Raw genomic sequence first — 19,786 nt, 5'->3', positions numbered from 1 at the left:
TTTTCTTGCGAAAAATGGTACTCCCTCCGCACGCGGAGGGAGAGAAGTAAGTTTGTCAATAATCTAAAAGTGCAGTCAATATGATCGCACTTTTTTATGTCTAACGATTTATATCAACCACCACGACTTCCGATTGTGAGCCGATACGGAACGGAATGCCCCAAAAACCATAACCGGAAGTGACCACAAAATGACGGTCATTTAAATTCAGGTAGCCGTGATCCAGCGGATAAATCATGCGGGTAATCAAATTTGCCGGAAAAACCTGTCCTTTGTGGGCGTGCCCTGAGACTTGCAGATCCAGTGATAACTCGCTGTTGGCGCGAATATCGTCCGGGCGGTGATCAAGTAAAATACGCAATTTGTTATCTTCAGGTAAATAAGCCAACAATTGATCAAGCGGCAAGCGAGTTTTATCCAGATGATCGTTGCGTCCGACGATCACAAAACGATCATCAATCAAGACCGCTTCATCCGCTAAGACATTCACGCCGGCGGCTTGTAATGCCTGCCGAATTTGCCGCTGCGCACCGAAAAAATCATGGTTGCCGAGCGTAGCATAAACTCCCTGTGGCGCTTGCAATTTTTGCAAGTGCGGTTGCATATTCTCAGCTAAATAATAATCGAGATTATCGTCCATAATATCGCCCGGCATTAAGATAATATCGACTTGTTGCTGCTGCATAATCTCGGCGAGTTTGTCTAACTGTTTCGCGCCGAACAACTGCCCCAAATGTAAATCACTCACCAAGCCGATACGCAAGCTGCCCTGTAATTTGTCACTCTGAATCGCATAATGCCGTACATACGGCGTGTAGGCATTGTATAAGCCCAAACCCATAATCGCCAGATACAGCAACGGTGCGCTCAGACGCAAAGTGCGGTCAAGTCGGGTTTGATCGATAACACGTTTTACCAACCCACGAATCAGCCATAACCCAAGTGTGAGCATAAAGGCATAAGCCAGCAGAAACAGTACAAAAGCGGTGATTCTAAATTGCGGCAAAACGCGCGTGGCGGTGATCACCATTAAAATATTGGGCGCAAGCCACAACAGCATGCTCAACATCAAACCGCACTTTTGCCCGATATAGGGTTTGAGATACCAACGCAAGCCGCGGTTGGTAACATAAATAAACAGTTGTGCGGTGAAAATCACAACCGCGAAGATAATTAAATAGCGTGCTGGCATTATTTGCTCTCCAAAATGCTTCAAAAAAGAAAAATCCTCCGACCCAAATCGGAGGATTGCATTATAACGACTAAATATGACTTAACGATGAATTTTACACCGCACTTTTACACTGCGGTTTGAAAAATCACCTCATCGGCTTTTTTCACGTAGCTGTTAATCTGGTCAAAATTCATATAACGGTAAGTATCCGCTTTGTCGCTTTGCAGATCGGCGGCATACGCTAAATATTCTTCCACTGTCGGCAAACGCCCCAATAATGCAGCGACTGCAGACAATTCCGCCGAGGCAAGATACACATTCGCACCTTGTCCCAAACGGTTCGGGAAGTTGCGGGTTGAGGTCGACACCACCGTCGCGCCGCTTGCCACCCGCGCCTGATTGCCCATACATAACGAGCAGCCCGGCATTTCCATACGCGCCCCGCTCTTGCCGAAAATGCTGTAATAACCCTCTTCGGTCAACAATGCCGCGTCCATTTTGGTTGGCGGTGCAACCCATAAACGGGTCGGAATCACCTCTTTGAATTTATCCAACAGTTTGCCCGCCGCGCGGAAATGCCCGATATTGGTCATACACGAACCGATAAACACCTCGTCGATTTTATCGCCTGCGACTTCCGACAGTTTGCGTGCGTCGTCCGGATCGTTCGGCGCGCACAAAATCGGCTCTTTGATCTCATCCAAGTTAATCTCGATCACCGCCGCATATTCCGCATCGTCATCGGCTTGCAGCAAGTGCGGTTCGGCCAACCACGCTTGCATGCCTTTAATCCGACGTTCCAGCGTACGCACATCACCATAGCCTTCGGCAATCATCCATTTTAACAAGGTGATATTCGAGTTGAGGTATTCGATAATCGGTTCTTTATCCAGCTTAATCGTACACGCCGCCGCCGAACGCTCCGCCGACGCATCGGACAGCTCAAACGCCTGTTCGATTTTCAGCTGTTCCAAGCCTTCGATTTCCAAAATCCGCCCGGAGAAAATGTTTTTCTTGCCTTTTTTCTCCACCGTCAGCAGCCCCTGTTGAATGGCATAATACGGAATCGCATGCACCAAATCGCGCAGGGTAATGCCCGGCTGCATTGTGCCGCTGAAACGCACCAACACCGATTCCGGCATATCCAGCGGCATTACGCCGGTTGCGGCGGCAAAGGCGACCAAACCCGAACCCGCCGGAAAGGAAATGCCGATTGGAAAGCGGGTATGCGAATCGCCGCCGGTGCCGACGGTATCCGGCAACAACATCCGGTTCAGCCATGAGTGGATAATACCGTCGCCCGGGCGCAACGACACGCCGCCGCGGTTCATAATAAAATCGGGCAAGGTGTGGTGGGTGGTAACATCGACCGGCTTCGGATAGGCTGCGGTGTGACAGAACGATTGCATGACCAAGTCGGTCGAAAAGCCTAAACACGCCAGATCTTTCAACTCGTCACGGGTCATCGGACCGGTGGTATCTTGCGAGCCTACCGAAGTCATGCGCGGTTCGCAATATTGTCCCGGGCGAATGCCGTCCACGCCACAGGCGCGCCCAACCATTTTTTGTGCCAAAGTGAAGCCCTTGCTGCTCTGCTCGGTGGCTTTCGGTTTGGCAAACACCTCGTTTTCCGGTAAGCCCAATTCGCAACGCGCCTTATGGGTCAAACCGCGTCCGATAATCAGCGGAATCCGCCCGCCTGCGCGCACTTCGTCCAGTAACACATTGGTTTTTAAGCGGAATTCCGCGATTAATTCGCCGTTGTCGTGACGGCAAATTTTGCCTTGATAAGGATAAATATCGATCACATCGCCCATATTCAGATTGTTCACATCAACCTCAATCGGCAACGCGCCGGCGTCTTCCAAGGTATTAAAGAAAATCGGTGCGATTTTGCCGCCCAACACCACGCCCCCGGCGCGTTTGTTCGGCACAAACGGAATGTCGTCGCCCATAAACCACAACACCGAGTTGGTGGCGGATTTGCGTGAAGAACCGGTGCCGACCACATCGCCGACATACGCCAGTGGAAAGCCTTTTTGTTTCAATTCGTTAATTTGCTTAATCGGTCCGATTGTACCGGCTTGATCCGGCCGAATGCCTTCCCGTTCATTTTTCAACATCGACAGCGCGTGCAACGGAATATCCGGACGCGACCAAGCGTCTTGCGCCGGCGAGAGGTCATCGGTGTTGGTTTCGCCGCTGACTTTAAACACCGTAACGGTGATTTTTTCGGCGAGTTTCGGGCGCGACAGATACCACTCCGCCTCCGCCCATGATTGCAACACTTGTTGGGCATAGGCATTACCGCCTTTGGCTTTTTCCACTACATCATGAAAATTATCAAACATCAACAAAGTGAATGAAAGTGCGGTTGCGGCAATCGGCGCCAATTTTTCATTATCCAATGCTTTCAACAACGGCTCGATATTATAGCCGCCCTGCATTGTGCCGAGCAGCTCGACCGCTCTTTCCGCCGAAATCAACGGCGAACTGACATCGCCGCTCACCAATGCCGACAAAAACGAGGCTTTGACATACGCCGCTTCATCCACCCCGGCAGGCACCCGATTTTCGAATAATTCCAGCAGAAAATCGTCTTCACCGGGCAGCGGTTTTTTGAGTAATTCCACCAACTGTGCGGTTTGTTCCGCGTCTAACGGCTTGGCAACAACCCCTTGTTGCGCCCGTTCTGCGACATGGGCTCGATAAGTAGTTAAGAAATCGGACATCATTACACCTCGTCATCATGATTGTGAGTAATAAGTAGAGTAAATCGTGCTTGGTTTGTATTTAGGCTAATAACAGACATTCGTTAAATCTATTGTTATGAAATTGTTACATCTTACACCCTCTGCCAACGGATACCACTACTTTATGTGAATTCTTTGGGCTAGATCAAGGATTTTTAACCGGAAACGCCGGTTTATCCTGATTTAGCTCACAAATCCGAAGTTTCCTGATTTTATCTAAGGTTTCTATTTTGTAGAATGAAACCGGCTCCACCGAGCAGTCTGTTTTTGCTCACATACAATCCGTTAAACTTCTGATATCACAAAGGTTCAATCATGAAATTATTCACTTGGCCTGTGGTTGCAGGTGCTGCACTTGGTATCATTGCTCCCATTCTCGTCCATTTCGGTAATCCCGGCAATATGGGGTTCTGTGCGGCTTGCTTCCTCCGCGACACTGCCGGCGCACTCGGTTTTCATCGTGCGGCGGTGGTTCAATATATTCGTCCCGAACTGATCGGTTTAGTCTTTGGCGCCTTGGCAAGTGCGGTGCTGGCGAAAGAATTCAAACCGCAAGGCGGTTCTTCCCCTTTAATCCGCTTTTCCCTTGGCATTTTTGCCATGTTCGGCGCGTTGGTGTTTCTCGGTTGCCCTTGGCGCGCTTATCTGCGGCTTGGCGGTGGCGATTTAACCGCGATCGCCGGAATTTTAGGTTTAATCGCCGGGATTCTGTTTTCATTGATTTTCGTTAAACGCGGTTTCTCCTTGGGCAAAGCCAATCCGATTAGTAAAGCCGCCGGGCTGCTGCCGACCATTTTCGCCTTGCTGTTATTATTCTTCTTGCTGACAAAATTCAGCGTCGGCGAAAACCTGCCGATCTTCTTCTCAGAAAAAGGTCCGGCGGCACAACACGCCGACGTATGGCTCTCGCTCGGTGCCGGGGTGTTGGTCGGTATCGTCATGCAGCGTTCGCGTTTTTGCTCTATCGGTTCGGTGCGCAATTTTGTGCTATTCCGTGACAGTTATCTGTTAAACGGGATTATCGCATTGGTGTTTTTCACACTGTTAACTAATGTATTATTAGGGCAATTCAAACTCGGCTTCGCTGATCAACCGATTGCGCATAATGACTATCTGTGGAATTTCTTAGGAATGGCGCTATCGGGATTGTGCTTCGCCCTCGGCGGCGGCTGCCCGGGCAAACAGCTGGCACATTTGGGCGAAGGCGATAACGATTCGGCGGTTTTTCTGCTCGGCATGTTAGTCGGCGCGGCGGTTGCGCATAACTTTAGCTTGGCAAGCAGCCCGGCGGGGATCACGCAACTGGCGCCTTATGCAATCGCCATCGGTTTTGCATTCTGCGTGTATATCGGTTTAACCAGTAAAAGTGCGGTTTAACCCATGAAGCGTATTGATTCAATCAATACGCGTGAGATTGCTGACAAACTGACTTCTCTCCCTCCGCGTGCGGAGGGAGGGAAATGATTAAAGAAAGAGACTTTGTCATCCGCCTGAAGCGTATTTAATCAATACGCTTTTTATACGTTATAGGTTAACCAACCGTTTCGGATGAATAACATCATCGCGAATTTCGGCAACGCCTAAAAATTGTTGGTTTGCACTATATAACCGCACTTGCCCGCTCAAGCCTTGCGGATTATCAAAACGTACGCGCTGCCCGAAACCAATCGCCGCGCTTTGTTCTGCATTCAGTTCCAATTTCGGCAGTTTGCCGACGGCGGTGTCGCTTGGCAGTAAATGCCGATCCAATAAAGCAAGATCCTGCTGTTCGGCAAGCTGTTGCAGCTGTTCGAGGGTCATCATCGCCTCAGTCGGATAATCGGCGACCACACTTCGGCGCAGCGCAGTGACATGTGCGCCGCAACCGAGATATTCGCCTAAATCATCAACCAAGGTGCGGATATAAGTTCCTTTTGAACAATGTACATCCAAGGTTAAAAACGGCGCTTGGTAGTCGATCAATTCCAACGCAAAAATGGTAATCGGACGTGCTTCGCGCGCCACCGTAATCCCGGCGCGTGCATATTCATACAACGGTTTGCCCTGATGTTTCAACGCGGAAAACATGGTCGGTACTTGTTGCAATTCACCGCGAAAGTGCGGTAGCGCAGCTAAAATCGCATCCAAACCGCACTTGACCTCACGCACCTCGACAACCTGCCCCTCGGCATCGGAGGTGTCGGTGCGCTCGCCCAATTTTGCCGTAACCCGATAGCGTTTATCGGCATCCAGCAAAAACTGCGAAAACTTGGTGGCTTCGCCTAAACAGATCGGCAACATCCCGGTCGCCAACGGATCCAGCGCCCCCGTATGCCCGGCTTTATTGGCTTGATACAGGCGTTTTACTTTTTGCAATAAGTCGTTGGAGCTGAAGCCTTGCGGTTTGTCCAACAACACCACGCCGTCAATATCGCGCCCGCGTTTTCTTGGTTTTGACACGCTGTTAGTCCTGCCCGTCTTCTTCGTTCTTGTCGTCTTTGTCATTTTTGTGTTTTGCTTTGTCTTCGCTCAACACTTTGCTGACCAGATTCGACATCCGCATGCCTTCGACCAGCGAATTATCATACTCAAAACGCAGTTCCGGCACGATACGCAAGCGCATGGCTTTACCCAATAACGAACGGATATAGCCCGAAGCCTTATGCAAACCGTCCATACCTTGTTGCACCGCTTGCTCGTCTTGGTCAAACAGGAAGGTCACGAATACCTTGGCGTACACCAAATCGCGCGACAGTTCTACGTCGGACACGGTTACCATGCCGATACGCGGATCTTTGACTTCGCGTTGCAAAATCAACGCGATCTCTTTTTTTATCTCTTGCGCCACTCTTTGCGAGCGGCTGAATTCTCTTGCCATTTTATTTTTCCATCATAGCGAAAGTGCGGTGTTTTCGAATAAAGTAGGGGCGGATTAGATATCCGCCCAAGCTGCACATCGCATTTTTCCATTGTAGATTAAGTGTTTATACCGCACTTGGTAAACGGGCGGATATCTAATCCGCCCTTACATTGCTGACAAACCGATTCGGCAGGGGCAAAGCCCCTCATCTGTGTTTAACCGTGTACGCTGAAAAACGTGCACGGCAATCTAACCTTGCGATTAAATACTGCGTTTAATCTCGATGGTTTCAAACACCTCGATTTGGTCGCCGACCCGCACGTCATTGTAGTTTTTCACGCCGATACCGCACTCCATGCCGTTACGCACTTCGTTGACATCGTCTTTAAAGCGGCGCAGGGATTCCAATTCGCCCTCGTAAATCACCACGTTATCGCGCAACACACGGATCGGGTTGTTACGTTTCACCACACCCTCGGTCACCATACAACCGGCGATTGCGCCCAGTTTCGGTGAACGGAACACATCACGCACTTCCGCCAAGCCGATAATTTGTTGCTTGAATTCCGGCGCCAGCATACCGCTCATTGCCGCTTTCACTTCGTTGATCAGGTCATAGATCACCGAGTAGTAACGCAAATCGATATTTTCCGCTTCAATCACACGGCGCGCCGAGGCGTCGGCACGCACGTTAAAGCCGACCAAAATCGCATTTGACGCCGCGGCCAAGGTCGCGTCGGTCTCAGAGATACCGCCCACGCCGGAACCAACGATTTTCACTTTCACTTCGTCGGTTGACAACTCGACCAACGATTGGCAAATCGCTTCCACCGAGCCTTGAACATCGGCTTTGACCACGATATTCACTTCCGCAACATCGCCTTCGGTCATGTTGGTGAACATATTTTCCAGTTTGGCTTTTTGCTGACGCGCCAGTTTGACTTCGCGGAATTTACCTTGACGATGTAATGCCACTTCACGCGCTTTCTTCTCATCACGCACCACCGTCGCCTCATCACCGGCAGCCGGTACACCGGAAAGTCCTAAAATTTCCACCGGAATTGAAGGGCCGGCTTGCTCGATTTCTTTACCGTTTTCATCACGCATTGCACGCACACGGCCATATTCCAAGCCGCACAATACAATATCACCGCGACGCAACGTACCGGATTGGATTAAGACCGTCGCTACCGGACCGCGTCCTTTATCCAAATAAGACTCGATCACCACCCCGCTCGCCATTGCGTCGGTAACCGCGGTCAACTCCAAGACTTCGGATTGAATCAAAATCGCTTCCAACAGCTCATCAATTCCCAAACCTTGTTTGGCGGAAACGTGAATAAACTGGGTATCACCGCCCCACTCTTCTGAAATCACATCGTATTGCGACAATTCATTTTTCACACGATCCGGATCGGCTTCCGGTTTATCGATTTTATTCACCGCCACCACCAACGGCACTTGTGCCGCTTTGGCGTGTTGGATCGCTTCGATGGTTTGCGGCATTACACCGTCATCGGCAGCCACCACCAATACCACGATGTCCGTCGCTTTCGCCCCGCGCGCGCGCATGGAAGTAAAGGCGGCGTGTCCCGGGGTATCCAAGAACGTAATCATGCCATTATCGGTTTCAACGTGGTAAGCACCGATATGCTGGGTAATGCCGCCCGCCTCGCCGGAAGCCACCTTACTTTTACGAATGTAATCCAATAACGAGGTTTTTCCGTGGTCAACGTGTCCCATAATGGTCACCACCGGCGCGCGCGTCACTTCAACCGCATTATTATCGCGATCGCTCAACAGGGATTCTTCCAATTCGTTCTCACGGCGCAACACCACTTTGTGTCCCATTTCTTCCGCAACCAATTGTGCGGTTTCTTGATCGATCACTTGGTTAATGGTTGCCATTGCGCCCATACCCATCATGGTTTTGATCACTTCGGTCGCTTTCACCGCCATTTTCGCCGCCAATTCGCCGACCGTAATGGTTTCGCCGATCACCACTTCACGGTTCACCGGTTGTGCCGGTTTGGTGAATTCTTGCTGTAACGAGCTGCCGCGTTTCTGGTTTTTACCGCCGCGGATATTTTTCTGGTTACGACGGTTGGCTTCACGCTCGGTTTTATTGGTGTCGTCATCACGTCCGCCTTTTTTGGCTTTATTGATTTTCTTATTATTACGGCCACGCCCTTCGGTGCGACGGGTTTCTTCGTCCTCTGCTTCTTGCGCATAACGTGAAGTCAAATGTGCATCCACCACCACAGAATCATCCGCTTTTGCCGGCTCTTCTTTGCTTGCGCTCATTTCGGCTAAGCGGCGTGCCTCTTCTGCTGCTTGACGGGCTTTTTCCTCCGCTTTTTGTGCCGCTAATTCTTCCGCTTTACGACGCAATTCCGCTTCTTCGGCTTTTAACTTCTCTTTTTCCGGATCGGCTTTTTTACTTTCCGTTTCGGCTTTAACCGCACTTGACGACGCTTTTTGCCGGGCTTCGCGCTTAGCTTTTTCTTCCACTTCACGTTTTGCCTTCGCTTCGGCTTCCGCTTTGGCTTTTTCTTCCGCCGCACGCTTGGCTTGTGCTTCCGCTTCTAAACGCGCTTGTTCTTCCGCTTTTTTCTTGGCGAGATCTTCGGTTGAAGTCGGGCTGATCACGCGTTTTTTGCGCACTTCCACTTGCACTTCTTTGCTTTTGCCGCCAGTGCCGGCAATTTTCAAGGTGCTGCGTTCTTTGCGCTGTAAGGTTAATTTTTTCGGTTTTACGCTTTCACCGCTCAGCGATTTCAGTAACTGACCTTCTTCTTCCAGCGTAATCGGATCGCTTTCTTTTTTATTAATACCGGCATCGGCAAGTTGTTTTAATAACTGTTCAAGCGGGGTGCTAATCTCGTTAGCAAGTTGTTTAACTGTTTTACTCATATTTTTCCCCTAATTATTCCGCATTGTTGAACCAGCAGATATTGCGCGCCGCCATAATTAAATCTGCCGCTTTCTCCGCGCTTAATTCTTCAATATCCGACAGGTCATCAACACTTTGCTCTGCCAATTCTTCCAGGTCGGTAATACCTTTTTCCGCTAATTTAAAGGCTAAATGACGATCCATGCCGTCCAATTCCAACAGCTCGGGCTGAATATTGGACTGGGTCAATTTTTCCTGCTCGGTCAAAGCGATGGTTGTCAGCGCGTTTTTGGCACGGTTGCGCAACTCTTCGACTAAATCTTCATCCATGCCGTCGATTTCTAACAGATCTTCGCTCGGCACATACGCGATTTGCTCTAAACTGCTGAAGCCTTCATCCACCAACAACCCGGCGAAATCTTCATCGATATCCAAATGTTGTACAAACAGATTCAACGACTTACCGGTTTCCGCTTGGTGTTTTTCCGCTAATTCATCGGTGGTCATCACATTCAGCGTCCAGCCGGTCAATTGGGTTGCCAAACGCACGTTTTGACCGTTGCGTCCGATTGCTTGCGCTAAATTCGCCGCTTCCACTGCGATGTCCATCGCATGTTTATCTTCGTCCACCACGATTGAACTGACATCGGCAGGTGCCATGGCATTAATCACAAACTGCGCCGGATTATCGTCCCACAACACAATATCGACACGCTCACCGCCTAATTCGTTGGTGATCGCCTGCACGCGCGCACCGCGCATACCGACACATGCGCCGACCGGATCAATGCGGCGGTCATTGCTTTTCACCGCAATTTTGGCACGCGACCCCGGATCACGCGCCGCGCCTTTGATTTCGATCAGCTCTTCGCCGATTTCCGGCACTTCGATACGGAACAGCTCGATAATCATTTCCGGTTTGGCCCGGGTTACAAACAATTGCGCCCCTTTCGATTCCGGCTTGATTTGATACAGCACGCCACGCACTCGGTCGCCCGGGCGGAAATTTTCACGCGGCAACATATCTTCTTTCATGATCACCGCTTCCGCTTGGTTGCCCAAATCAAGCTGGATCACATCACGGCTGACTTTTTTCACCACGCCGGTCACGATTTCACCTTCTTGGCTGCGGAATTGCTCCAATACTTTGTTGCGTTCCGCTTCACGGATTTTGCTGCTAATCACTTGGCGTGCGGTTTGCATGGTGATACGGTCGAAGGCAATCGACTCGATTTCGTCTTCAACATAATCGCCTAATTGAATTTCCGGATCTTCGTAGCGCGCCGCCTCCAGTGTAATCTCTTTGGTCGGCGCGGTCACTTCTTCCACCACTAACCAACGGCGGAAGGTTTCGAAATCGCCGGTTTTGCGGTCAATGGATACGCGGACATCAATATCCATTTCACGCTTTTTCTTGGTCGAAATCGCCAACGCATTTTCCAACGCTTCAAAAATTTTCTCGCGTGGTAACAATCTTTCGTTTGAAACGGCTTCCGCCGCCATTAAAATTTCTTTACTCATTTTTGCCTCTAAATAAAATCTCGTTTTCATCAATGCAAGCGTCGCCTGCCGTGCTGCGTCAATTCTTAAATTGATAAATAATGTTGCCTTTTTGGATATTACCAAAGGCAAAAACCTGCGGATTGCCATCAACTGTCAGGGTTATCATATCGCCTGCGACACTTTCCAACTTGCCGCTCCATTTACGGCGATCCAACACCGGCACGCGCAAATGCACCGCCACTTGCCGCCCGATAAAACGCTGATAGTGTTCTAAGGTAAACAGCGGTCGATCCAAGCCGGGGGAGGAAACCTCCAAGTTATATTTGTCGGCGATTAAGTCTTCCACGTCCATAATCGCGCTCACCTCACGGCTGACATCGGCACAATCATCGACACTCACGCCACCGTCTTTATCAATATAAACGCGCACGGTCAAAAAACGTCCGCTGCGCTGACATTCAATGCCGACTAATTCACAGTTGAGTGCTTCGACAGAATCCAGCACCAGTTCCTGTATTTTTTGTTCCAATGTTGCCAAGACAACCCCCGATTGAGATAACACACGAAAAAAATAAGATATAAAAAAAGGGCTAATCGCCCATTTTCATTGTCCAGCACCGGCTGAACAGTCAAAATTGTTGCACAAAAAAACCCCATATCGGGGCTTCATAGGCTTGAACCGGTTTTACTAACGTAATCGAAAGTAAAGCCCCGTTACATCTGGCTTCGATTAAAACCACAAGTGCGGTTTCAATTGGTTGCGGGGGCCGGATTTGAACCGACGGCCTTCGGGTTATGAGCCCGACGAGCTACCAAGCTGCTCCACCCCGCGTCCGAAAATATGCGCGTATTGTAATGACTTCGTTATCAAATAGCAAGTTTCCAACGCAAGAAAAGCCATTTTAAATCGGTTTTCTTGCATTGTGCCATGCAAAGTGCGGTTTTAAAAGCCAATCCTTTAAAAACCGATACCGCCGGAAATGCCGATAGAGCCGCCGACGCCAAGGCTGCCACCGCCGATACTGCCGTTTACTCCGCTATTGCTGCAAGCAGCGATCGACAAAACGCAAAGTATTAACACAATCCATTTCATACTGAAGTTTCTCCCAACAGATATTCGAATAGTTTCAAGCTCGCCAATAAATCTTTACCGGCAATCGGATAAAACGGCTTGAATAAACAGTATAACATCCGACGTTTATTCACCAATTGAATCGCTTGCCGCCACACCGTTTCACCGCCATGGCGACGATATTCCGCTACCGCACTTTCAATCATCGTTTGCGAAAGCGTGCCGTTGCGATACAGATCATGAATAAAAATCAATAAATCGCGGATTTTATTCCATTGCAAGCGTCGAATATCCAGCTTCGATTCAAAATCAATAAACCGCACTTTGCCATTATCCCACCCCATATCACGGGTTGCCGGTCTGCCGTGCACCAAATCTAATCGGTGCAGTTCTGCCAAGGCAACGGCACAATCATTCAACACCCGCTGTTTTTGCGTTTGATCAAACGCGGTGTTGTGCAACCATTGATTGGCGGTCATCCCGACATCTTGCAACACTAAGTAATCATCACCGAATTCGACCAATTTCGCACAAGGCGCGCCGACTTTATTCAAATATTGTAACGCTTGTACTTCGTGTCGTAACGCCTGTTGCGGATTGGTTTTGAGCAAGCGCATAAAGCCGCGCGTGCGTTCGGTCTGTTTCAGCCAATATTTTTTATTGCCAAAATAAAACGACACCACCCGTGCCGCTTTATTGTCGCTTAAAACCTGATTAATCGTTTCTGTTAAGCTTTTCATAGAGTAAGTGAAAAGAGTGGTCTGGCGCCAGACCGCTCTTTGCCGCCTATCCCAACTCAATTATTTTTTAGTCAGCGTCAGACTGGCAACACGCTCGCCTTGCAACTGGCAATCCATATTATAGAATTGGTTGCCGTTCAAACGCACATCGGCAGTCAAACGGCTGCTGCTGTTGGCTTTATTCGCCGAACTGCGGAACACGCGTTTGGTCGACGCCACTTGTTGGATTTTAGCAATACATAAGTAATTCAATTTAGCATCGCCGCCGGTGCGCACTGCGCCTACCCCGCGATCCGCGGCATTAGTACCCAGCATTGCGGCTAATTTTTTGCCAAGTGCGGTCAGCTCGGTTTGTTTTTTGGCTAACGCATCCGCCGATAAATCAAGGGGCTTGCCACTGCTATTCAGGGCAACAATTAATTTACCGGCAGCGTCAAATTCATAGTTGCCGCCGGAATCTTGTACGCCGTACAACTTTCCGTTTCTATAGAATACTTTGCTATTGCCATCGTTGGTTTGTTGAGTCGCGTAAGTGATACTGCCGCCGCTTAAATAGGCTTTATACACATCGTTGTCCAATTGGTATTGAAAGCTGTTTTGCGCGGCTGCCGCTTGCTCCAATTGGGCAAAAGACTGTGCCAGTGCCGTGTCGGCGGCAGACGAGGTTGAACTTGTCGCGCTTTCGCCGGTCAAATTGCTACATGCGGTCAAAACCAGTGCGGCTGATAATAATGCGGCTTTTGTGATAGAGTGTTTCATAGCATTCCTTATAAAGTCAAAACCAAGCGGTTATCCGGAGTGTTGTGTAAAATGGCTTCATTCTATCTTTTTTTTTGATCAAATTAAACCTTCAAGGATATTTTATGCTGCAAATGCGCACCAGCAAAATGCTATTCGCCCCGTTTTTTGCCTTACTGTTGCTGTTGGTATCGCTATCAAGTAAAGCCGGCAATTTTGAAATCAGCGAAGCGCAAATCAACCATTATTTAGCGCAAAAACTGGGCTTTAATGATCAATTCAATCTGCCCGGCATTATTAATATCCGCTATCAAGTGGATCAAATGCAAGCAAAAGTCGGGCAGAACGACAGCAATAAAATCGAGCTGGACGGGATTGTCAGCGCCGGTTTTAAATACAATGACAAACAATTCGACAGCCGGATTAATTTGGCGTTTGATGTCGAACCGGAATATAACGCCGAGCAAGGTTCGGTTTATCTGAAAAATCTGCGTATACTGCGTTGGTCGTCCGAGCCGCAACAATACGCGGCTCAATTGCAACTGATTATGCCAATGCTGAACGGCACGCTGCAAACCTTGCTAAACCAATTTCCGGTGTATACCTTGGACGCCGACAATCAAACCCAGAATCTGATCAAGAGTATGGTGAAAAAACTGACGGTGCGTGAAGGCAAGGTAATTTTAGAAACCGCAAGCGGCGTACTTTGATATATTGCTCTTCCCTCCCTCCGCCAACGGAGGGTCTGTCCGAAGAATAGAGGGAGGGAAAAATATTAGCGGCTCATAAACAACGCCGCCGCACCACGCACCCCGCCGGAATCGCCGTATCTGGCTTTTTTGATCACCGGCACGACCGCACTTCGCATTAAATGCGCCGGCAACGCTTTCGGCAACGCCTCGTATAAATAATCAAAATTCGATAAGCCTCCGCCCAACACAATCATATCCGGGTCAAGTGCGGTAATGATATTACCGATACTGATCGCCGCCAATTCGACGAACATCTGCACGAATTTGAGCGCAGTTTCATCATTGGCATAAAAACGTTCGATAATGGTTTTTGCCGACAATGCTTCGCCCTCTAAATCACGGTATAACATCTCGAAGCCGCGCCCTGACAAATAGGTATCCAAACAGGCGCGATTACCGCAACCGCACTCGTAGATCGGCGCTTTATCCCAGCCGAGCAGCTTTAACGCGTGATAATTAAGTTGCATATGTCCCAGTTCGCCCGCCATGCCGATATGCCCGGAATGGGCTTTACCGTTAAATACCAAACCGCCGCCAAAACCCGTGCCTAAGATCAAGCCCAATACAAAAGGATATTGCTGGTTTTCTTCCGCCCATGCTTCTGATAAGGCGAAACAGTTGGCGTCATTTTCCGCCCGCACTTCGCGCTCAAGCCGTCGGCTTAAATCAAAAAGAATCGGACGATTATCCGCCGCACGGATATTGGTAATTTCCGCCAAGCCGGTTTCCGCATTCACAAAACCGGGCAAACCAATCCCCACCGTGCCTTTACAGTCAAAACGGCTGTCGGCTCTTTCAACCAAGCCGGCAACCGCCTCAATCCATTCCAAATAATCCTCTTTCGGCGTATCCACTCGTTCCGAATGCAATTTTTCCAATTTTTGATTAAATACCGCCAACTCAATTTTTGTACCGCCGATATCCAAACCGTAATAATACATTTCCTACTCCTTCGTTGTTTTTTGCCGATTTTACCTAAAATCAAACTATTTTTCTTTAACGCAACGCACGTTCTTGCAAAAAAGTGGTCTATTCATTCGACAAAATCATCGATTAGTCTTAATCAGTCACGGCTATCGGATCTATATCAAAAAAAGAGATAAGCAACACTCGGGAAAGGCGCTATACTTATGCTGCTAACGAATAATAAAAATAGAGGAATCGTGGTTATGTCTAAAATTCAATTAGTTGCAGAAGCGAGATTACCGACCAAATTCGGTATTTTCCGTATGGTCGGGTTCGAATTTCCCGATACGCATAAAGAACACGTGGCGTTGGTGATGGGCGATATTGGCAACAGTGACGAGCCGGTGTTGGCGCGCATTCATTCCGAATGCCTCACTGGCGACGCGCTGCACAGCTTAAAATGCGATTGCGGTTTTCAGCTGGAAACCGCCTTGACCCAAATCAGCCAAGCCGGACGCGGGGTGTTGATTTATCACCGCGAAGAGGGGCGTGGTATCGGGCTTATCAATAAGATCCGGGCTTATTCCCTGCAAGATCAGGGTTTGGATACGATTGAGGCTAACGAAGCGCTTGGTTTTGCCGCCGACGAACGTAATTTTGCGGTGTGCGCCGATATATTTGAGTTATTGGGCGTGACGCAAGTGCGGTTGCTGACCAATAATCCGAATAAAATCGACACCATGCGCCAAGCCGGGATTAATGTGGTGGAACGGGTGCCGCTCAATGTCGGCGAAAATCGCTATAACACGGCGTACTTGGCGACCAAAGCGGAAAAAATGGGACATTTGATTGTACATGATGAATCGGAACACCATCACGACCATGGCGTGTGTTGTTCTTGCCAGCGATAATCCCACCACAAATAATTACACACAAGCATTACACAGAAAGGGCGCATTTCAATGCGCCCTCAGATTGCCGACAAACTTACTTCTCTCCCTCTGTATACGGAGGGAGGGAAATTATTAAAGAAAGAGACTTTATCATCCGCCAAAAGTGCGGTTTAACCGCACTTGAGATTGCTGACAAACTTACCTCTCTCCCTCCGCGTGCGGAGGGAGTACCATTTTTCGCAAGAAAAATGGGGAGGGAGGGGTAATATAAAAATGCAACATATTCATTTTTAAAATGATTTATGCCTCCCTCCGTCCTTCGGACACCTCCCTCCGTATACGGAGGGAGGGAAATTATGAGAGAAAACGACTTTGTCATCAGCCTGAGAGCGCATTGAAATGCGCACTTAGATTACTTCCCAACCCGCCGGTATAAATCCTGACTGTAAATCACACTATTGCCGGTTTCGTAACCCGCCAAATCGGTTTTTATCCAATAGCGGTCGTAATATTGGAACAACGGCAGCACCAGCTGTTCTTGATTGATGAAGGTTTCCAGTTGTTGATAAAGTTGTTGCCGCTCGGCTTCTGTGACCGCACTTTCAACACTTTTTTGCAACCATTCATCCACCTGCGGATCGGCAAACGCCATTTTATTATTCCCGCTTTGACTATGCAGAATACTGAAAAACGCCGACGGGTCATGATAATCGGCACACCAACCGGAACGGATCAGATCAAAATCCCCGTTCGCCCGCCGTTCCAATAGCTGCTGACGAGTCAAGGCTTCCGCTTGAATTTGAATTAAATCCGATTGCGACAACATCCGAATCAGTTTTTCTGCGATTTGCGGATGAATCCCCTGCTGATCATAACCCAAACGTAAACGCAGCGGATTTTGGCTGTTAACTCCGGCTTGTGCCAACAACTGTTCCACAATGATTGGCGACCATCCGTCCGTATTTTCTTGATCTTGCATTTGACGTGGCAAAAACTTCGCATTGGCACGGCTGCCGGGCAGCGTATTTACGATCTCCGGCAGCGAAATCATGCCGGCAAGCGCTTTGCGTACCGCACTTTGCTTTAATTGCGGATGACGGAAATTGAATTCATAATAATAATTACATAATGACGGCAGTCGAATACTTCGCATGTGAGAAGAACCCCTGCTCAAATCCGCATTATTTGCCACTTGCGGAAACAGATCCAACGCCGCTAATTCCGCCTGATCATCCGTATTTTCCGCTGCCAGCGCTGAATAACTGACATTACGGAAGGCGACATTTTTTGTATCCCAATAAAACGGATTTTTTTCCAATAGCAACGCTTTTTCGCCACTATATAAAACATGGTAAGCCCCGTTTGTCACCAACGTACCATTATCTTCGCCTTGATACAGCGGCGATAAGGCAATATGAGCGAGCATTTGCGGCAAATACGGCACCGCTTGCGATAAGGTCAGTTGCAAGGTTTTTTCGTCGAGCGCTTTAATACCGAGCATTTCCACCCCGACCTCTTTTTTCAACACCGCTTCGACATTTTCCAATGCCATAAAACGCAAATAGCCGCTGAGCGGATTATCCGCCCCTTGCACCGCTAAGGCATACCAACTTTGCACAAAATCCTGTGCCGTTAGCCGTTCGCCATTTGACCAACGCAAATCAGGACGCAAATGGAACGTCCAGATTTTATCATCCTGCCGCTGCCAAGATTCGGCTGCCGCCGGCTGCAACTTGCCGTGTTTATCAATGCGCACCAACCCTTCATACAAATCTTGCCATAGCGGCAATTGCAGCTCGTCATACGGCTGCGGCGGCGACAAATTAAATGCCGGAAGATAAAGCCCGCGTTTTAACAACTGACGGTTTTCGTCTAGCGACGGCTCGGTTTTCGGCGCGACATCTTCAGGTTGCCCGCCGGTTAATCGCGCCCACCAATCGCAACCGCCCAAGGAAGCGAAACACAACAAAAACAACGCATAACGCAAACCGCACTTTAAGGGGGAGCGCTTAAATCTGCCGATTAAAGAGAATGTTTTCATCACTGCACCAAACCCGGAAAGAGATTGCCGATCCCTGCCGCCGCCACCTCAATGCCTAATGCCATCAAGATCACGCCCATAATCCGCGTGACCACATTGCTGCCGGTCGAACCGAGCGTTTTAACCACAAACGGCGCGGAGCGGAACAGGAAATAACAAAACAGGGAAAACAGTAAAATCGCGATAGTGAAACCGATAAAATCCAACCAAGTGTGATAGCGCGATGCCCACACAATGGTCGAGCTGATCGTGCCCGGCCCCGCCATAATCGGCATTGCCAGCGGCACCACCGCGATATTGCCGTAATCGGACAGATCCGCACTTTTCTCTTCTTTATTCTGTTTTTGTTCGCCCAGTTTCCCGCTGATCATGCTCATCGCAATCGAGACGATCAAAATCCCGCCGGCAATACGGAAAGCGTTGAGGGAAATATTGAACAAATTGAGAATAATCTGCCCCAGATACAGGCTGGTCAACAAAATAACCGCCACCGAAATGCACATCGTTAAATTGGTTTTATTGCGTTGGGCTTCATATTGGTTAGACGTCATACCAACGAAAATCGGCAGCACGCCAAAGGGATTGACCACTGCCACCAAGCCGATAAAAAACTGAATATAGATAGAATAATTGAAATCTAGCGCCACACCGGTGTCCTTTTTTCAACACAGCACATCATACTGATTATTATGCCATACTCTATGCGCGTCGGCTTAATTAAAAATCATCCGTTAATTTATTCAATAGCACGCTGTAACCCACAACCGGGGAATCGTCTTCTTCTTTTATCAACGTGGCGGAACAGACCGCGTTTAATAGCCAACGCTGCGCACTACCACGGCCGGGTTCATGCCATTTGGGTTGCGGCGCAAACGCTTTGGTTTCTCCGTTGTTGGCGGTGTAGGTATAAACAATTGCCGTCACACTTTTGCGTTCGCGGCAATTATAGACGGTTAAGTCGGAATAAATATGCTGTTTATCGCCGGAACCCAGCGCGGCAATCCTCAAATGGTGATACTTCCCTTTCCCGATCCGCACTTTGCCCAAACGGACGCTGTATTCATCAATATACAGGTAGGCATTCGGATTGACGGTATCGATATTCTTTAATTCAATCGGCTGCAACTCTTCAACGGTGATACTTTCGGCGCCAATCCGATTGATCCAATCTCTGGCTTGCTGCAAGCGGACAGCGTGATCTTGATTCTGCTCCGCGCCTTGCGCGCCGCCGAGCGCATAAGAGATTTTAACCACATTTTCCGTATCACTGCCGACACGCATCACAGGCGAAGCGCCTGTGGTATTGTTCCATTTTTTTATACCATCGCCCTGACAAGCACTCAACATCAGTGATACGCCTGTAGTCAGCAGGATTTTAATCAGATTCATTTTTTCTGATACCGTTAAAGTTATGTGTTTTCTTTTAAAATTAATTATGAATAATCACGTAATGAAAGTATATGTATTTTATCGGGAAACGCT

At 48.9% G+C, this 19,786-nt stretch carries 17 protein-coding genes and 1 tRNA gene; 3 read left to right on the top strand and 15 right to left on the bottom strand.

Features of this window, described 5'->3' with window-relative positions:
* Positions 1 to 100: 100 nt before the first annotated feature.
* Both ACWA5Z_RS07545 and acnB read right to left on the bottom strand, forming a co-directional pair.
* A complete protein-coding gene (locus ACWA5Z_RS07545; protein WP_431051104.1) occupies positions 101 to 1,192 on the bottom strand; it encodes a metallophosphoesterase in 1,092 nt (363 codons plus the stop codon).
* A 107-nt stretch (positions 1,193 to 1,299) separates the two neighbouring features.
* On the bottom strand, positions 1,300 to 3,906 hold the full coding sequence (gene acnB, locus ACWA5Z_RS07540; RefSeq protein WP_431054315.1) for a bifunctional aconitate hydratase 2/2-methylisocitrate dehydratase: 2,607 nt from the start codon (positions 3,904 to 3,906) through the stop codon (positions 1,300 to 1,302).
* A gap of 336 nt (positions 3,907 to 4,242) precedes the next feature.
* On the opposite strand from acnB, the gene yedE reads away from it, so the two are divergent.
* Positions 4,243 to 5,304 (top strand): YedE family putative selenium transporter, encoded by a 1,062-nt coding sequence (yedE, locus tag ACWA5Z_RS07535; protein WP_431051102.1) that lies wholly within the window; start codon positions 4,243 to 4,245, stop codon positions 5,302 to 5,304.
* 147 nt (positions 5,305 to 5,451) lie between these two features.
* On the opposite strand, the gene truB is transcribed toward yedE, so the two are convergent.
* The 9 genes from truB to ACWA5Z_RS07490 all read right to left on the bottom strand — a co-directional run bounded on the left by truB (position 5,452) and on the right by ACWA5Z_RS07490 (position 13,733).
* On the bottom strand, positions 5,452 to 6,366 hold the full coding sequence (gene truB, locus ACWA5Z_RS07530; protein WP_431051100.1) for a tRNA pseudouridine(55) synthase TruB: 915 nt from the start codon (positions 6,364 to 6,366) through the stop codon (positions 5,452 to 5,454).
* 4 nt (positions 6,367 to 6,370) lie between these two features.
* Positions 6,371 to 6,784, bottom strand: coding sequence for a 30S ribosome-binding factor RbfA (gene rbfA, locus ACWA5Z_RS07525; RefSeq protein WP_431051098.1), 414 nt, complete (start codon positions 6,782 to 6,784; stop codon positions 6,371 to 6,373).
* 243 nt (positions 6,785 to 7,027) lie between these two features.
* Positions 7,028 to 9,679: a translation initiation factor IF-2 gene (gene infB, locus ACWA5Z_RS07520; protein ID WP_431051096.1), complete on the bottom strand. Its 2,652-nt coding sequence runs from the start codon at positions 9,677 to 9,679 to the stop codon at positions 7,028 to 7,030.
* A 13-nt stretch (positions 9,680 to 9,692) separates the two neighbouring features.
* The gene (nusA, locus tag ACWA5Z_RS07515) at positions 9,693 to 11,180 is read right to left on the bottom strand and encodes a transcription termination factor NusA (RefSeq protein ID WP_431051094.1); all 1,488 of its coding nucleotides are present in this window, start codon (positions 11,178 to 11,180) and stop codon (positions 9,693 to 9,695) included.
* Positions 11,181 to 11,238: 58 nt separating this feature from the next.
* Complete coding sequence (gene rimP, locus ACWA5Z_RS07510) at positions 11,239 to 11,700, bottom strand: ribosome maturation factor RimP (RefSeq protein WP_431051092.1); 462 nt, start codon at positions 11,698 to 11,700, stop codon at positions 11,239 to 11,241.
* Positions 11,701 to 11,917: 217 nt separating this feature from the next.
* Positions 11,918 to 11,994: transfer RNA gene (locus tag ACWA5Z_RS07505), tRNA-Met, on the bottom strand.
* 126 nt (positions 11,995 to 12,120) lie between these two features.
* The gene (locus ACWA5Z_RS07500) at positions 12,121 to 12,255 is read right to left on the bottom strand and encodes a hypothetical protein (protein WP_431051090.1); all 135 of its coding nucleotides are present in this window, start codon (positions 12,253 to 12,255) and stop codon (positions 12,121 to 12,123) included.
* Positions 12,252 to 12,974 (bottom strand): phosphotransferase, encoded by a 723-nt coding sequence (locus ACWA5Z_RS07495; protein WP_431051088.1) that lies wholly within the window; start codon positions 12,972 to 12,974, stop codon positions 12,252 to 12,254. The genes ACWA5Z_RS07500 and ACWA5Z_RS07495 overlap by 4 nt, the downstream gene beginning before the upstream one ends.
* Before the next feature lie 60 nt (positions 12,975 to 13,034).
* On the bottom strand, positions 13,035 to 13,733 hold the full coding sequence (locus ACWA5Z_RS07490; protein WP_431051086.1) for a hypothetical protein: 699 nt from the start codon (positions 13,731 to 13,733) through the stop codon (positions 13,035 to 13,037).
* 104 nt (positions 13,734 to 13,837) lie between these two features.
* On the opposite strand from ACWA5Z_RS07490, the gene ACWA5Z_RS07485 reads away from it, so the two are divergent.
* Entirely contained in the window at positions 13,838 to 14,422 is a 585-nt protein-coding gene (locus ACWA5Z_RS07485) for a DUF1439 domain-containing protein (protein ID WP_431051084.1), read from the top strand.
* A gap of 65 nt (positions 14,423 to 14,487) precedes the next feature.
* Here ACWA5Z_RS07485 and nagK read toward each other — a convergent pair whose 3' ends face one another.
* Complete coding sequence (gene nagK / locus ACWA5Z_RS07480) at positions 14,488 to 15,405, bottom strand: N-acetylglucosamine kinase (RefSeq protein ID WP_431051082.1); 918 nt, start codon at positions 15,403 to 15,405, stop codon at positions 14,488 to 14,490.
* 228 nt (positions 15,406 to 15,633) lie between these two features.
* On the opposite strand from nagK, the gene ribA reads away from it, so the two are divergent.
* The gene (ribA, locus tag ACWA5Z_RS07475) at positions 15,634 to 16,281 is read left to right on the top strand and encodes a GTP cyclohydrolase II (protein WP_431051080.1); all 648 of its coding nucleotides are present in this window, start codon (positions 15,634 to 15,636) and stop codon (positions 16,279 to 16,281) included.
* Between the two features lie 394 nt (positions 16,282 to 16,675).
* Here the strand turns inward: ribA and ACWA5Z_RS07470 are convergent, their stop codons facing one another.
* The 3 genes from ACWA5Z_RS07470 to ACWA5Z_RS07460 all read right to left on the bottom strand — a co-directional run bounded on the left by ACWA5Z_RS07470 (position 16,676) and on the right by ACWA5Z_RS07460 (position 19,693).
* Positions 16,676 to 18,304, bottom strand: coding sequence for a peptide ABC transporter substrate-binding protein (locus ACWA5Z_RS07470; RefSeq protein ID WP_431051078.1), 1,629 nt, complete (start codon positions 18,302 to 18,304; stop codon positions 16,676 to 16,678).
* Entirely contained in the window at positions 18,304 to 18,951 is a 648-nt protein-coding gene (locus tag ACWA5Z_RS07465; RefSeq protein WP_431051076.1) for a YchE family NAAT transporter, read from the bottom strand. Before ACWA5Z_RS07465 ends, ACWA5Z_RS07470 begins: the two co-directional genes overlap by 1 nt.
* A gap of 70 nt (positions 18,952 to 19,021) precedes the next feature.
* Positions 19,022 to 19,693 carry a hypothetical protein gene (locus ACWA5Z_RS07460; RefSeq protein ID WP_431051074.1) on the bottom strand — a complete coding sequence of 224 codons (672 nt, stop codon included), beginning with the start codon at positions 19,691 to 19,693 and terminating at the stop codon, positions 19,022 to 19,024.
* Between the last annotated feature and the right edge of the window lie 93 nt (positions 19,694 to 19,786).

This window comes from Testudinibacter sp. P80/BLE/0925, assembly GCF_053570785.1.
The sequence above is the reverse complement of the archived record's forward strand: the minus strand, read 5'-3'. Positions and strand labels throughout refer to the sequence as shown.